12 protein-coding genes and 1 pseudogene are annotated in these 13,150 nt (G+C 48.7%); 8 read left to right on the top strand and 5 right to left on the bottom strand.

The features are described from left to right. Positions 1–61 precede the first annotated feature (61 nt). Together VN23_RS08550 and VN23_RS08545 are read left to right on the top strand one after the other, a co-directional pair. Positions 62–2,071, top strand: a complete 2,010-nt coding sequence (locus VN23_RS08550; protein ID WP_046352798.1) for a M13 family metallopeptidase — start codon at positions 62–64, stop codon at positions 2,069–2,071. Positions 2,072–2,260: 189 nt separating this feature from the next. Further along, a complete protein-coding gene (locus tag VN23_RS08545; protein WP_052746695.1) occupies positions 2,261–3,379 on the top strand; it encodes a site-specific integrase in 1,119 nt (372 codons plus the stop codon). 162 nt (positions 3,380–3,541) lie between these two features. Here VN23_RS08545 and VN23_RS22430 read toward each other — a convergent pair whose 3' ends face one another. Next, positions 3,542–3,610: an integrase core domain-containing protein gene (locus VN23_RS22430; protein WP_156455256.1), complete on the bottom strand. Its 69-nt coding sequence runs from the start codon at positions 3,608–3,610 to the stop codon at positions 3,542–3,544. 75 nt (positions 3,611–3,685) lie between these two features. Then, positions 3,686–3,835: pseudogene (locus VN23_RS22425) on the bottom strand (pyocin activator PrtN family protein); the annotation flags it as partial. Between the two features lie 335 nt (positions 3,836–4,170). On the opposite strand from VN23_RS22425, the gene VN23_RS08540 reads away from it, so the two are divergent. Together VN23_RS08540 and VN23_RS08535 are read left to right on the top strand one after the other, a co-directional pair. Continuing rightward, positions 4,171–4,596, top strand: coding sequence for a PRC-barrel domain-containing protein (locus VN23_RS08540; protein ID WP_046352799.1), 426 nt, complete (start codon positions 4,171–4,173; stop codon positions 4,594–4,596). Positions 4,597–4,788: 192 nt separating this feature from the next. Further along, positions 4,789–5,691, top strand: coding sequence for a hypothetical protein (locus VN23_RS08535; protein WP_046352800.1), 903 nt, complete (start codon positions 4,789–4,791; stop codon positions 5,689–5,691). A 268-nt stretch (positions 5,692–5,959) separates the two neighbouring features. On the opposite strand, the gene VN23_RS22420 is transcribed toward VN23_RS08535, so the two are convergent. Then, positions 5,960–6,175 carry a helix-turn-helix domain-containing protein gene (locus VN23_RS22420; protein ID WP_442905431.1) on the bottom strand — a complete coding sequence of 72 codons (216 nt, stop codon included), beginning with the start codon at positions 6,173–6,175 and terminating at the stop codon, positions 5,960–5,962. 960 nt (positions 6,176–7,135) lie between these two features. On the opposite strand from VN23_RS22420, the gene VN23_RS08525 reads away from it, so the two are divergent. Then, on the top strand, positions 7,136–7,432 hold the full coding sequence (locus tag VN23_RS08525; protein ID WP_052746697.1) for a hypothetical protein: 297 nt from the start codon (positions 7,136–7,138) through the stop codon (positions 7,430–7,432). Positions 7,433–7,579: 147 nt separating this feature from the next. Here VN23_RS08525 and VN23_RS08520 read toward each other — a convergent pair whose 3' ends face one another. Continuing rightward, positions 7,580–8,371 (bottom strand): transporter substrate-binding domain-containing protein, encoded by a 792-nt coding sequence (locus tag VN23_RS08520; protein ID WP_046352801.1) that lies wholly within the window; start codon positions 8,369–8,371, stop codon positions 7,580–7,582. A 642-nt stretch (positions 8,372–9,013) separates the two neighbouring features. Here VN23_RS08520 and fliW point away from each other — a divergent pair. From fliW to tilS, 3 genes are all read left to right on the top strand, one after another. Next, entirely contained in the window at positions 9,014–9,430 is a 417-nt protein-coding gene (gene fliW / locus VN23_RS08515; RefSeq protein WP_046352802.1) for a flagellar assembly protein FliW, read from the top strand. A gap of 139 nt (positions 9,431–9,569) precedes the next feature. Next, positions 9,570–10,538, top strand: coding sequence for an acetyl-CoA carboxylase carboxyltransferase subunit alpha (locus VN23_RS08510; protein WP_046352803.1), 969 nt, complete (start codon positions 9,570–9,572; stop codon positions 10,536–10,538). Positions 10,539–10,570: 32 nt separating this feature from the next. Then, the gene (gene tilS, locus VN23_RS08505; RefSeq protein WP_046352804.1) at positions 10,571–11,884 is read left to right on the top strand and encodes a tRNA lysidine(34) synthetase TilS; all 1,314 of its coding nucleotides are present in this window, start codon (positions 10,571–10,573) and stop codon (positions 11,882–11,884) included. Here the strand turns inward: tilS and VN23_RS08500 are convergent. Then, complete coding sequence (locus VN23_RS08500) at positions 11,881–13,149, bottom strand: L,D-transpeptidase family protein (protein WP_052746699.1); 1,269 nt, start codon at positions 13,147–13,149, stop codon at positions 11,881–11,883. The two genes, tilS and VN23_RS08500, sit on opposite strands and share 4 nt — an antisense overlap. Between the last annotated feature and the right edge of the window lies 1 nt (position 13,150).

Genomic DNA, 13,150 nt, shown 5'->3' with positions numbered 1-13,150 from the left:
AACTCATTATCGTGCATCGCCATTTTAAATTGAGCGATACACTTATTTACGGGGCTTTTGAATGAAACAACAATTCGTTTTATCGATTATTGCGGCAACTCTGGCTTTTGGCGCGCAGGCCACTTCTCGTTCTGGCCTGGATGCAGAGCGTTTTGATCAAAGTATTCGGGTGCAAGATGATTTGTATCATTCCGTAAATGGCACATGGCTAAAAAACACCGAAATACCCAGCGATAAGCCATCGCATGGTGCATTTTTAATTTTACGTGACCGGGCCGAAGCGCAAGTTCGCAGTATTGTAGAAACGGCGGCTAGCCAAAATGGTGCGCCGGGCTCTGCTGTAAAAAAAGTGGGCGATCTATATCAAAGCTATATGAACGAAGCACTGGTTGAGCAACGCGGCCTAGCTCCTTTGCAAGCAACATTAGCGGCAATTGCCGATTTAAAAAATCAAAAAGAACTCGCAGCGCAATTTGCCCAGCTTAGCCTATTGGGCCTGAATACGCCCTTTGGTGTTTATGTAGGGCAGGATGAAAAAAATTCAACGGCTTATATTATCAATGTGTATCAAACTGGGTTGAGCCTGCCAGACCGTGATTACTATTTAAAATCAGATGCAAAATTTATGGCCGCACGCGAAGCATTGGCAACTTATTTTGAGCGATTATTAAAATTGTCGGGTGAATCACAAGTTGATGTTGCGGCTTTGCTGGCTTTTGAAACTGAGCTAGCCCAAGGGCAATGGACCAAGGTTGAAAACCGTGATCCGCAAAAAACCTATAATAAAAAAACATTGGCTGAGTTAAAAACACTTGCCCCTGATTTTGCTTGGGATGAATATTGGCAAGCGATGGGCGTGCAAGGCAAAGCAGAATCAGTTGTGGTTTCTCAGCCTAGTTATATTAAAGCGATGAGCCAGATTATTGCTAAAACACCATTGGCAACATTAAAAGTATGGCTGAAATTTAAAACTTTAGATCAATATGCCAATGCTCTACCTAAAGCGTATGTGGATTTAGCATTTGATTTTCATGGCAAGGCCTTGTCTGGCGTACCAGAGCAAAAGCCCCGCTGGAAAAAAGCCATTGCCGCAACCAATAGCAGCTTAGGCGAGGCAGTGGGCGAGCTTTATATTGCCAAGCATTTCACGCCAGAAGCTAAAGCCAAAATGGATGTGATGGTTAAAAACCTAATGGCATCTTATCGCACTGGGATTAAAGACTTAAGCTGGATGAGTGCAGCAACAATGCTTAAAGCGCAGGAAAAGTTATCTAAATTTACCGTGAAAATTGGCTATCCGGAGCAATGGATTGATTATTCAACACTAGACATTAAAGCCGATGATTTGCTGGGTAATTTACAACGCGCCAAGCTTTTTGAGCGTGCACGAGATTTTGATAAATTGGGTAAGCCAATTGATCGCAAAGAATGGGGGATGACGCCTCAAACCGTTAATGCCTATTACAACCCCAGCATGAATGAAATTGTTTTCCCTGCCGCTATTTTACAAGCGCCATTTTTTGACCCAAGCGCGGATGATGCCGTGAATTACGGCGCAATTGGCGGCGTAATCGGCCACGAAATCTCACATGGTTTTGATGACCAGGGTAGCCAGTATGATGGCGATGGTAATTTAAAAAACTGGTGGGGCAAGCAAGACAGCAAAGCATTTAAAGCATTAACCAGTAAATTGGTCGCCCAATACGACGCCTATGAGGCTATTCCAGGCAAACATGTGAACGGCAAATTAACTTTGGGAGAGAATATCGCCGATCTGTCCGGATTGGCAGTGGCCTATAAGGCATATCAATTGTCATTAGCAGGCAAGCCTTCTGCCAAAATTGACGGCTATAGTGGCGAGCAGCGTTTCTTTTTAGGCTGGAGCCAAGTATGGGCCAGCAAAATGCGTGAGCCCATGACCCTACAATTACTACTCACCGATCCTCACAGCCCCGGCCAATTCCGCGCCAATGGCGCAGCAGTGAATAGCGACGCTTTTTATAAAGCCTTTAACGTAAAGGAAGGCGACGCGATGTATAAGCCAAGCAAAGAGCGCATCCGTATCTGGTAAGAATGGCTTGAAATAAGGCGTTGAGTGAGATCAACGCCTTATTTTTGCCCGGATTTTATTGCGGCCATAATTAGCACTAATCCGGTGTTGTTACGGTAAAAAGGCACTTAAAGCGGGGTTAGGTTAGGAAAAGTGCTAGCTGAGTGCTATCTTGAGGCATCAAAAAACAGAGATAGCACTTACCCACTTATGGCCTCAATTATTCGCTTACAAAACAAAGATGGTTCTGTTTCTTATCAGGCGCAGGTGAGGCTTAAGCGGGGCGGCAAGCTACTGCTGAACGAGTCCAGAAGCTTTCTTGCCGCAGGGGTGGGCATTCGTGCCGAGGCACAGGCCAAACGCCTGGCGGAGGAGTGGGCGGAGCTGCTGACCGAGAAAATGCGTGGGGAAGGTGCTATTGCCCAGCGCAAATTAAAAGGCTTAACTCTTAAAGATTTAATTAGCAAATACATCGAGTTTTTTGAGAAAGACAAACACCTATGGGCGTCTAAGCGCAGCGTGCTTAATGTGCTGGCTCGCTCCCCTATGGCTGACGTGGCTATTTTGGAGTTAACCGCCGATAAGATTATTGATTATGTCCGCCATCGCCGATCATTTGGCGTAAAGCCGCAATCCATTCAGCAAGATATTATTTATTTGGGCTGTGTATTAAAAGAAGCCAAATTATTTGCCAAATTAGATGTGGATATTGCTCAGTATTCATTGGCCAATGAATACCTAAAAGAAAAGGGCATGATTAGCGGCTCTGTTGAGCGCGAGCGACGATTGCAGGATTCAGAATTAGGTTTGATTCTGGCTGGCGCAAAAGCCACCGAACATTTCAGGCAAATCCCCATTGCTGATCTGGTGCGCTTTGCGATTGAAACCACCATGCGCCGCAGTGAGATCACCCGCTTGCAATGGAGTGATTTAGACGAGAAAAATCGCACCATACTGATTCGGGATAGAAAAGACCCAAAGAAGAAAATCGGCAATGACCAAGCTGTGCCGCTGCTCGGTACTTCTTTAAGCATCATCCAGGCGCAGCCTCGTACCAGCGACTTTATCTTCCCCTATAAATCCGAATCTGTTGGTGTGGCTTTTCGCGGCATTGTCAGCAAGGCCGGTATTCAAGACCTGCACTTCCACGACCTTCGCCATGAGGGCATCAGCCGGCTGTTTGAGCAAGGCTATCAAATTCAGGAAGTAGCACTGGTGTCTGGTCATAAAAGCTGGAAAAACCTAAAACGCTATACCCAGCTAAGAGCCGTGGATCTTCTCCGGGATGTTAAATCGGTGGTGGTAGAAGGTCGGGGGGATAGGCGCTAAGGTTATCACCCGCCAGATTTTGATTGTTTAAAGCGTTAATTTCGCCAAGAAGATTTTTTTGTGCTGAATGCGGCCAGATATTTTTTTTACGCCGCCTGATATAGTAATACCCCCGCTTTAATGCCCACTTAAAAATAGTGGTCAGGCATGTAATGGCCATTTTTATTTCGGGGTGATGCCACCCAATTGCATATGCGGGCGCTCGTTATTATAAGTCCAAAGCCATTGAATTGCAGTTGCTTAAAATAAGATAAAGTCTATTTAGATGATTTTATTAATAAGTTTTTTGCGTTGATTAAGTCGCTTTTACACTTGGCTCTGCAGCCAGCTCTTTTGCGCGGCGGCTGCCTGATGGTCGATCCAGTTGGCCAGCTCCTCGACTCGAACAAAGTGGCTGCTGTCGCTTAGGCGGATGGCGGGGAAGGGCTGGCGGTTGCGGGCGGCTTGCTCGTTAACTTTGCGCGAAGTGGGGCGATTTTCTCAGACCTAGCAAACTAATTACTCGCTCATTTTCAAGTAGTGGAAAGCCCTCAATGTATTCACAAACGCATCTTCACTTTCGTAAACCTGAACGAGCGATGTGATCACACGCGGCAATTTCGCCCATAATACTTGCCGTGGTTTTTGTTCCGATTGCATTTCAATATGCACGCGCCTCCTTCATCAAGTCGTATTCTAAGTGCGGAACCGCACAGACCCCAGTTTACTGTTGGCTTAACTTGATATTGGCACTATCGCACTGCGCGATACCGATGTCACATTAGGAATTGAGCTCTTGACTGGAGATAAACATGAATTACACAGACCGTGATGTCTATGGCATGTACAAGGACAAAAGTGGTGCTGACGCTGGCCCCGGACCTGCGCTGATGGGGGCTAACACTCTTGTGTATAACAATGTATACAATCAGCAAGACGAGGATTTGGGGCAGATCAAAGAGATTATGCTTGATGTGGCTTCCGGTCGTATTGCCTATGCAGTTCTGTCTTTTGGCGGGCTTCTTGGCATGGGCACGAAGTTCTTTGCCGTGCCATGGAGCGCGTTGGAACTCGATCCAGTAAATAAGCGCTTCGTTCTGAACGTGAATAAAGATCGGCTCGATAAAGCCCCAGGTTTCGACAAGGACAATTGGCCGAACATGGCTGATGCTACATGGGAGCAGAGCATCCATGCTTACTATGGTACAGAGCCCGGTTCGTTTTTGAACCGTAACTAAAGCAAATCGCTCACGTCATGTGGGTGGTCTTGTTTGGGCCTGTAATCTAAATCAAAAAACAGTTAGAAATTAGAATGGATCGGCAAGTGAAGTGGCCGAGGCCGAGCAAGTAGTGTGGCTGCCCCGCTATTAGATATCGATCCATTTAGAACGATTTCCTAGTATATAAAATAGTCAAAAAAAGGATGCATCATGGACGCCCAGCCACTCGCACCAAATAGCCTCCTTGCAGATTCAACTGTGGTCGATAGCCAAACCTCTGGCGTTGCTTGGGGGGCTGTATTAGCAGGGGCCGTCGTAGCCGCAGCGCTGTCGTTTATCCTCTTGATTTTAGGTGTTGGTCTTGGTTTGTCATCCATCTCGCCTTACTCCTATAGTGCGAGCCCAATGGGTTTGCCGACGATCGCTTGGCTGATGTTTATGCAACTGGCGGCGTCTGGCATTGGAGGGTATATAGCGGGTCGCTTGCGTGTGAAATGGGCCGGTGTACACCGCGATGAGGTTCATTTTCGTGATACCGCGCATGGCCTTTTGGCTTGGGCACTTGCAACATTGGTGACTGTCGCGGTTCTCGCTGGCGGCGCACGTGCTGTTTTGAGTAGCGCCATTGAGGCTGGAGTAAGCGCACCCTCGCTCGCCATCCATACACAAAGCATGGGCCGATCCGATCTGGGGCAATCCATCTATTCAAGCGAATATTTTGCGGGCGTGATGTTACGTTCAAACGCCGCAGCGCCTGTGTCGGATTCATTGCGCGCCGAGGTTGGAGCTCTACTGATGAGCGGCGTGATGTCAGGGGGGATCAGCCCTGAAGATCGCGCCTATCTGGGCCAATTGATTGCCAAGCGCTCTGGCCTTGGCCAAGTAGATGCAGAGCATAGAGTCGATGAAGTCTATGCGCGTGCCGCCAAAGCGTCTGCAGAGGCGACAGCTAAGAGCAAGGCAATGGCCGAAACGGCGCGCAAGGCCGCCGCGCATTCCGCCCTGTGGATGTTCGTTGCACTCCTCTTGGGGGCATTTATCGCTAGCTTTTCGGCCACCTTTGGTGGGCGAGCTCGTGACCATGATCGCGCTACCTTGCGCCCACTTCTGTAAGCCTTCTGGAGAAAACCATGCGTTCAATCCTTCTTCTTATACTTGGCGTGCCCATTCCGATCATTATTTTAATTGCTATATTAATGTAATCATTTTTGCAAGATCCTCAAAAAGGATCACGCCATGACAGGCACAACTAAGACGGCGGCGATATAGAGGCTACATGCGTATCTAACGTTTTGATGGCCACTTTTTGCCCGGAAAAACGGAAAGCCGAACGAAAAAACTGGGGTCTGACCCCTGTTTTCTGTCTTTTTGCCTACCCGATTTAAGTTGGTTTCATTTCGAAAGTTAAACCCTCTGTTTCATCCATGGCATGCGCAAGCCATTCGCTGGGCGCTTGGCCTGTGATGCGCCTAAATTCGCGGTTAAAGTTAGATTTTGCGTTGAAGCCACTGGCAAGCATTGCGGTCGTGACGCTGTCGCCTGCTTGTAGTCGTTCGCAGGCATGACGAATACGGTGCCGATTGATGTAGCGTGACACGTTCTCATTGCTGCTGCGATAATGGCGGCAGAAAGAGGCTTGGCTGGAATGCCTAGTCGTCGTGATAAACGATCTAAAGTAAGCCCTGGCTCAAGATAGAGTGGGTGCTGTGCCAAGAGTCGTTCTAATTTTTCCATGTACCCGGCGTCTCTGGCGCTGCACTCTATTGCGGCACCCGCTGTTTCAATCGCTGGCCCCGCCGTACTCTGCTCAATGCGCCCAACTCCGGGCACGATCCCTAGTAATCCTATGCTCAGTAAAGCGAATCCAAATAGTGAGCTAATGACCCATGGTTTGATCCAGAGTGCCTCATAGTGTGCAGCTAAGGCGATAAGAAGATCGCTGGCGGCCATGAGTAGGAGCGCGTAAGCCACTGCTTTCCATATTCGGCTGGGCAATTCTTCGTTTTGAAGTGGCACAAGCGGCAGCCCATCTAGGCCTAAACGTAGGCGATGTAATAGCAGTATTCCGTAGAGTAAAAATGCACCCGACACGACAAGATTAATGGCTGGAGGAGCAAACAGCACACAGTATCCCGCACGAGTTGGCGGGAGTAGATGCACAGCATCGAGCCGGATATCTAGAGGTCTGATTGCCGTGACTTGCAGCGTGATCCAGATTAAGGGAGGGCGGCGCTTATTGGCTTGTCTTAGCTTGCTAGCGCTTTGGTGCAACGTGGCGTGTTGGTGCTGGCCGTCAATCACCCAGGCAGTATGTCGGGGGATTCATCCCCGCGTCAGTCATTGCGGCTGGATGAGCGTGCTGCCGATCTAGTGCCGCATTAGATTATTTGCTGGTGGATTCGACTTTTTCGGCCTTGATCGACCCCGCGCATATTAGCGTCGCCGGTTTTTCATTGGGCGGGGCTACGGCACTGGGTTTGGCGGGGGCTCGCTTCGATCACAGTAAGTATCGTGACTACTGCACCCATATGGGCAAACAGCACAGGATTGTGCGTTCTTGGCTAAGGGAGGCGCGAATCTTGCTCAGCTTCCCGCGGGCTTTGCTGCGGATGTTTACGATAAGCGCATCAGCAAGATTGTTGCCATCGATCCCGGCTGGACTTATGCCATAAGTAATGAAAGCGCAGTAGCGATGAAGCGACCGATTCTGTTGATTAACTTAGGGGACAAAGATCGCTGGAAAACGGTCGATGTGGGCCCTAATGGCTCAAACCTGCTAGGGCGCTTGTCCAGTGCTCGTTATGCGGTTGTCCATGCAGAGATTATCGAGCTTATGGCTAAATTCTTACTGTGAGTTGCAGGGGGCATGGATTGGCGTAGATGGCTAAGTGTACTTTTCATATAAAGCGAGCAATTGGGGCAGGCTCTTCATGCATTATTTATAGCTAACCGCATCCCCGATAAAAATATTCGGGGATGGCCATTTATAATCAGCGTTGCTTTAGTTTTGAATGCGGAAGGTGCGTGGGAATGGGGTGTTTGTGTGCGGCCCAAACCAGCGGTTGAAGATTTGTACTGCTTCACCGTTTTGTTCTGATTCGACTAATGATTCGTTAATGAGGTTCATCAGGCGCTTTTCACCTAACTTTGTCGCGACAGCTAGGATTTCGGTGGTGTTGGTGTAATTTGAGATTTCGTATTGTGATTTGTTTGGCATTTTATTTAATGCTGCGGCCAAAGTGGGCTCGTCATTCATTACCGCATCGATATTGCCTTGCTCGAGGGCGCGTGTAGCATCAGGGATATCGGCAAAGGTCGTCATGCTGGCCTTAGGGTAAAGCTTACGGGATACGCTTTCGCCTGTTGTTCCTTTGGATGCACCTAGGCGGGCATTTGTAAGGGATTCAGATGTGGTAAAGCGACCTTTGCGTGTTAAGGCTTTTTGCGCGGCAACAAAATAACCAAGGCTGCAGCTTACTTCGCGTTCTCGCTCAGGTGTTTTAGTAAACGCGGCAACTAGGATATCAACCTTGCCTGATTTTAAGCTTGTGATTCGCTCACCGGGATCTAAATCTTGCACTTTAAGCGTAACGCCCATTTTTTTTGCGATCAGTGATGCATAGTCAATGTCGTAGCCAGAAAAGGTTTGATTGTCATTGCGTCTTGCAAAAGGGGGGTTGTCAGGCAAAATGCCTACAATTAAAACGCCGCGCGTCTTGATTGTGTCGAGTAAATCAGCGTGGGCCATCAGGCTGATAGCGCTTAATAAACTTGCGATAAATATACGTAGCATAAAGAACCTTGATCACCATTGATTAAATCGGCGATGATAGTTTTCAAAAGATGAGTGGGCAGGCTGCAAATAAACGGCTTTTTTATGGATAAAGGCCATGTTCCACTCAGAAAAAGACGTGCTCATTTGTTGGAACATTGCTCATTTTATACTTTAATTGCTGAAAAAACGAAGGTTTATATTGTTCTCGCGACAAGCGTTTGATTGTTTATGGCTTAAGTGGCTGCGAAGTCTAATGAAGAATATGAATGATTATGTTTATTAATCATTTGCTTACCCATTTATATAGGGTTAACAATGTACGGTGATTGGGAGGGCGATAGCGGCATTGATTGTTAGCGCTGTTTTAATACGTTAAATTTTTTCCATGCCATTGGAATGTAAGCGGGGCGGTCATCTTTAAAATGCAGGAAGGCTGGGTTGGTATGATCAATTCTATTTTGATAGTTATCAATATAATTTCTTGCAAAGAGCAATAGAAAAATAACGCATTAATTTAATCTATAATATGTGGCTTGTTGCTTGGTAAGGCTGTGTAAGTATGATGCGGCTTATAGTTGCGCCAGCTTACAAAATATATTCTTAGGTTTTTTTGCTTGAATCCTGTTTTTATTGTTTTTTAACTTTTCCTAGGCATAAATTATGCAAACATTGAATACGCGTTTTGGTGAGATTGAGATTGATCCGGAAACCGTGCTGACTTTTCCACGGGGGATGCCGGGTTTTGAGGATTGCACGCGTTATAAATTGCTGCATGAAGAGCAGCCTAATCCGCGTGTGCGCTGGTTGCAATCGCTTGATGATGCGGATTTAAGCTTTAGTTTGGTGCAGGTAGAGCATTTGGGCTTATCTTATGAAGTGTCGCTTAGCGATGAAGAGTGCGCTTTGATCGAGCTTGAGCAGGCAGAAGATGCAGTTTTGTTACTTTTGCTCTCTCGCCCATTTGAAGAGGGCAGGGAGATTTCTGCCAATACGCAAGCCCCTGTGGTGTTGAATATCAAGAGCCGTAAGGCTTTGCAAAAGACAGGCATTCGGGCTGATATCGTGTTCCGAAGCTGATTTTTTAATTTTTACGATGATTTAGTGGTGCTAGGTAGTGTGAGTATCTTGGGTGCTTGCTCTGCTTGCTGTATGATCCACGAATTTTTCGGGCAGCCTGCTTTAAGGTTGCTTTAGTCGCGCGCAGCAGGAGAGCAGCATGAAAACGACCTTTCTCGATTTCGAGCAGCCCATCGCGGAGCTTGAGAACAAGATCGAAGAATTGCGCTTCGTTCAAGACGATTCCGCCGTTGATATTTCTGTAGAGATTGGCCATCTCGAAAAAAAGAGCCAAGAGTTAACAAAAACGATTTATTCAAAATTAGGGACATGGCAGATTTCACAGGTGGCCCGCCATCCGCAGCGCCCTTACACCTTGGATTATATTAAGGCGCTGTTTACCGATTTTGAAGAATTGCATGGTGATCGTAGCTATGCAGATGATGCTGCGATTATCGGCGGCTTGGCCCGTTTTAACGGCCAGTCGGTGATGGTGATCGGGCATCAAAAGGGCCGGGATACCAAAGATCGGCAATACCGTAATTTTGGTATGCCGCGCCCAGAAGGCTATCGTAAGGCTTTGCGCCTGATGAAGCTGGCTGAGAAATTTAATATTCCGCTGATTACCTTTGTGGATACGCCAGGCGCTTATCCCGGGGTGGGGGCGGAAGAGCGTGGGCAATCAGAAGCGATTGGCCGTAATTTGTTTGAGATGGCTAAGCTGCGGATACCGGTGATTTGTACGGTGATTGGCGAGGGCGGCTCAGGCGGCGCTCTGGCGATTGCGGTGGGCGATGTGGTGCAGATGTTGCAGTACGCGACTTACTCGGTGATTACCCCTGAGGGGTGTGCGTCTATTTTGTGGAAAACCGCAGAAAAAGCACCTGAAGCAGCCGAAGCGTTGGGCATTACTGCTAATCGCTTAAAAACGCTGGGTATCATCGATAAGGTGATTTCTGAGCCTTTGGGTGGTGCGCATCGTGATTATCAGCAGATGATGGTTACGATGAGAAAAAATCTGAGTGACACCTTAAAAAACCTTCAGTCTAAAACGATTGATGAGCTTCTTGATGCTCGTTTCGAGCGAATGATGAGCTATGGCAAGTTTAAGGAAGAAACAATCTCCTGATTGTTTGCTGCTGTCTCAAACGGGGCTTCCCCTTGTTACGATCGCTTAAGTCCGACAGGCTGCTAGAGCGGGTAGAGCAAAAGCTCTCCCGCTTCTTGCCCCACTCCACCCTTTGCGTGGGATTGTCGGGCGGCCTTGATTCCATTGTGTTATTGCATTTGCTGGCTGCCTTAAGGCAACGCCGGCCTTTTATGCTGCGTGCGATTCATGTGCATCATGGATTGTCTGCTCATGCGGATGAATGGGCGCAATTTGCTGTTGATCGTGCTGCGAGCCTTGGTGTGGCGTGCCATATTGAGCGCGTTTCGCTGGCGCCTTTTTTAAAGCAGGGTATTGAAGGGGCGGCACGTGAGGCGCGCTATGAAGTGTTTGCCCGGCAAGCGTGTGATGTGTTGCTTTTGGCTCAGCATCGTGATGATCAGGCAGAAACGGTGCTGCTGAATCTGCTTCGTGGCAGTGGTTTGCGCGGTTTGGCGGCAATGCCTGAATATCGGTGTTTAAATGAGCAGGTGGGTATTTTGCGGCCCTTGCTGGATATTTCGCGCGCTGAGCTTGCCAAGTATGCAGCAGAGCAGGGGTTGGCCTGGGTCGAGGATGAAAGTAATCTTGATTCCCGCTACGACCGTAATTTTTTGCGTAATGAAATCTTCCCTGCTTTAAGAACTGTTTGGCCCAGTGCAAATGCTACCTTGGCCCGAGTGGCGGAGCATGCGGCCGAGGCGGATGAGTTGCTGCAAGAATTGGCAACTGCCGATTTTGCACTGTGCGTTAAAGAGGGTGTGTTTGATTTAAGCGTTGATCTGTCTCTGTTGCGCTTGCGTAATGTACTGCGTTTTTGGCTTACCCAGCAGGGCCTGCAATTAGATGCCCGTGCTTTTGAAGAGTTAATCCGGATTGCGCTCTTTGCAGCGATTGATGCTCAGCCTGCACTGGTGTGGCGTGATCGGGCCATCCGGCGTTATCGGCAGGGGCTGTATATTACGGCGGCAAGGCAGGCTGTATTTACTGATGTGCCGATGTCTTGGCAATCAGAGATGCGCCTAGCGTCTGGTGTATTGGCGTGGCGCGAGGCGGCTGTTGGCATTGACATTAATCGCCTTCAGCAAGGCCGACTGGAGCTACGCAATCGCATGGGGGGAGAGAGTTTACGTTTACGTGCAGACGGCCCAAGGCGCTCGTTAAAGCAGCTTTATCAGGAAGCGGCTGTGCCGCCCTGGCTGCGTTTGAATACACCACTGGTGTATCTGGATGGCGCGCTTGCTGCCGTGCCGGGGCTGGGGATCGATGCAGCGTTCAGGGCGGGCGATGGGCAGCAGGCGTTTGCTCCCCATTGGTTATCTGGCTAGCCGTTTGCCGCGCCTTCAAAAATAATCTTCCAAATGCCGTCTTCTTGTTGCCAGTATTGACGTTTATTCATTTGATTATCTAAATTATTGCTGCGGTAATCTTGCTTAAAGCTGGTGGTGAGGCGAGGGATGGGGCCGCCGCTGGCGTAAATACTTAAATTATCCAGACGAATTTTGCTCCAGCTTTTTCCTGCGCTCACGGCTGTTTTCTGGCTGCTCCAGCGTGCCAGATCCTGACCATCATCGCTTTTAAATTGTTTGGCATAGCGGCTGAGGTAAGGCTGGGGTTTGAGTGATTCCCAGTCCTCCCGCCAGCCATCCATCAGACTGAGTGCTGCATCCCGTCTTGATTGCCATTCCACTTTAGAAACCCACTCGGCCTTGGGGACGATCACCACGGGTGTTTGGCCTACTTGAATATATTGTGCGATATCCAGCATTTCTTCGTTGCTCATCGCCACGCAGCCGTTGGATGCCCAAGGGGCGCGGGCATAGGTATTGGCGGGCACGCCGTGCAGCCAGATGCCGGAGCCGGTGCGGCCTTCGCTTTTATCAATTTCATTAGGGAATGAAATGGGCCATGCGCCTACGCCGTATAGATCGGCCTGTGCGCCACGGGTTTTATCGAGGTAGGGCCTTGATAAATGGTTGTTTACAAAATAAACGCCCAAAGGGGTGCGCTGATCCCCTTCGCGGAATTTATCCGAACCAAGCTTGCCAATGGTTGCGTAGTGATCGGTGACATAAGTGGGCACACCATCGACATTTTTAAACACGTAAATACGGGATGCTTCCGCATCGACGAGGATGGCGTATTGCTGCTGAGGTGCAAAAACCAGTAAATGAGCAGGAAAACGCGTTTGTGCCGCTTGCGACTGGCGGTTGTTAATACGGGCCAGCGCTTCTTTACGCAAGTCATCTAGTCGGTCGGCAGGCACTTTACCTGCACCTGCGCCCATGGTGCTGAGCGGCATGGCCCGCATGGCGTAAAGATCGCCTGATAATAAATGCGCCAGCCGGTAATTGGGTTGTTCTTTGAGTAGGGCATCTACGGTGGCGCGAGCATCGGCTAGCTTGCCGCTGCGGATGTGATCAATGGCCGATAATATTCTTTGTTCAGGCGAGCCTTTGCTTGCTATGCCCACTTTTTCTTCTAAAAAGCGGGGTTTGGCAGGATCGGAGACAATAGGGCGGGCAGGTGGTGCAAGCATCAATAGAGCAAGCAGGCAAGCACTACGCTTGCCCCAGATAAACAAACTACGCATA

The organism is Janthinobacterium sp. B9-8 (assembly GCF_000969645.2).
Taxonomy (GTDB): domain Bacteria; phylum Pseudomonadota; class Gammaproteobacteria; order Burkholderiales; family Chitinibacteraceae; genus Iodobacter.
The sequence above is the reverse complement of the archived record's forward strand: the minus strand, read 5'-3'. Positions and strand labels throughout refer to the sequence as shown.

Bases quoted from the DNA above. Each gene is read 5' to 3' on its own strand.
- VN23_RS08550 (WP_046352798.1), top strand. From the start codon at position 62: ATGAAACAACAATTCGTTTTATCGATTATTGCGGCAACTCTGGCTTTT.
- VN23_RS08545 (WP_052746695.1), top strand. From the start codon at position 2,261: ATGGCCTCAATTATTCGCTTACAAAACAAAGATGGTTCTGTTTCTTAT.
- VN23_RS08540 (WP_046352799.1), top strand. From the start codon at position 4,171: ATGAATTACACAGACCGTGATGTCTATGGCATGTACAAGGACAAAAGT.
- VN23_RS08535 (WP_046352800.1), top strand. From the start codon at position 4,789: ATGGACGCCCAGCCACTCGCACCAAATAGCCTCCTTGCAGATTCAACT.
- VN23_RS08520 (WP_046352801.1), bottom strand. From the start codon at position 8,371: ATGCTACGTATATTTATCGCAAGTTTATTAAGCGCTATCAGCCTGATG.
- fliW (WP_046352802.1), top strand. From the start codon at position 9,014: ATGCAAACATTGAATACGCGTTTTGGTGAGATTGAGATTGATCCGGAA.
- VN23_RS08510 (WP_046352803.1), top strand. From the start codon at position 9,570: ATGAAAACGACCTTTCTCGATTTCGAGCAGCCCATCGCGGAGCTTGAG.
- VN23_RS08500 (WP_052746699.1), bottom strand. From the start codon at position 13,149: ATGCGTAGTTTGTTTATCTGGGGCAAGCGTAGTGCTTGCCTGCTTGCT.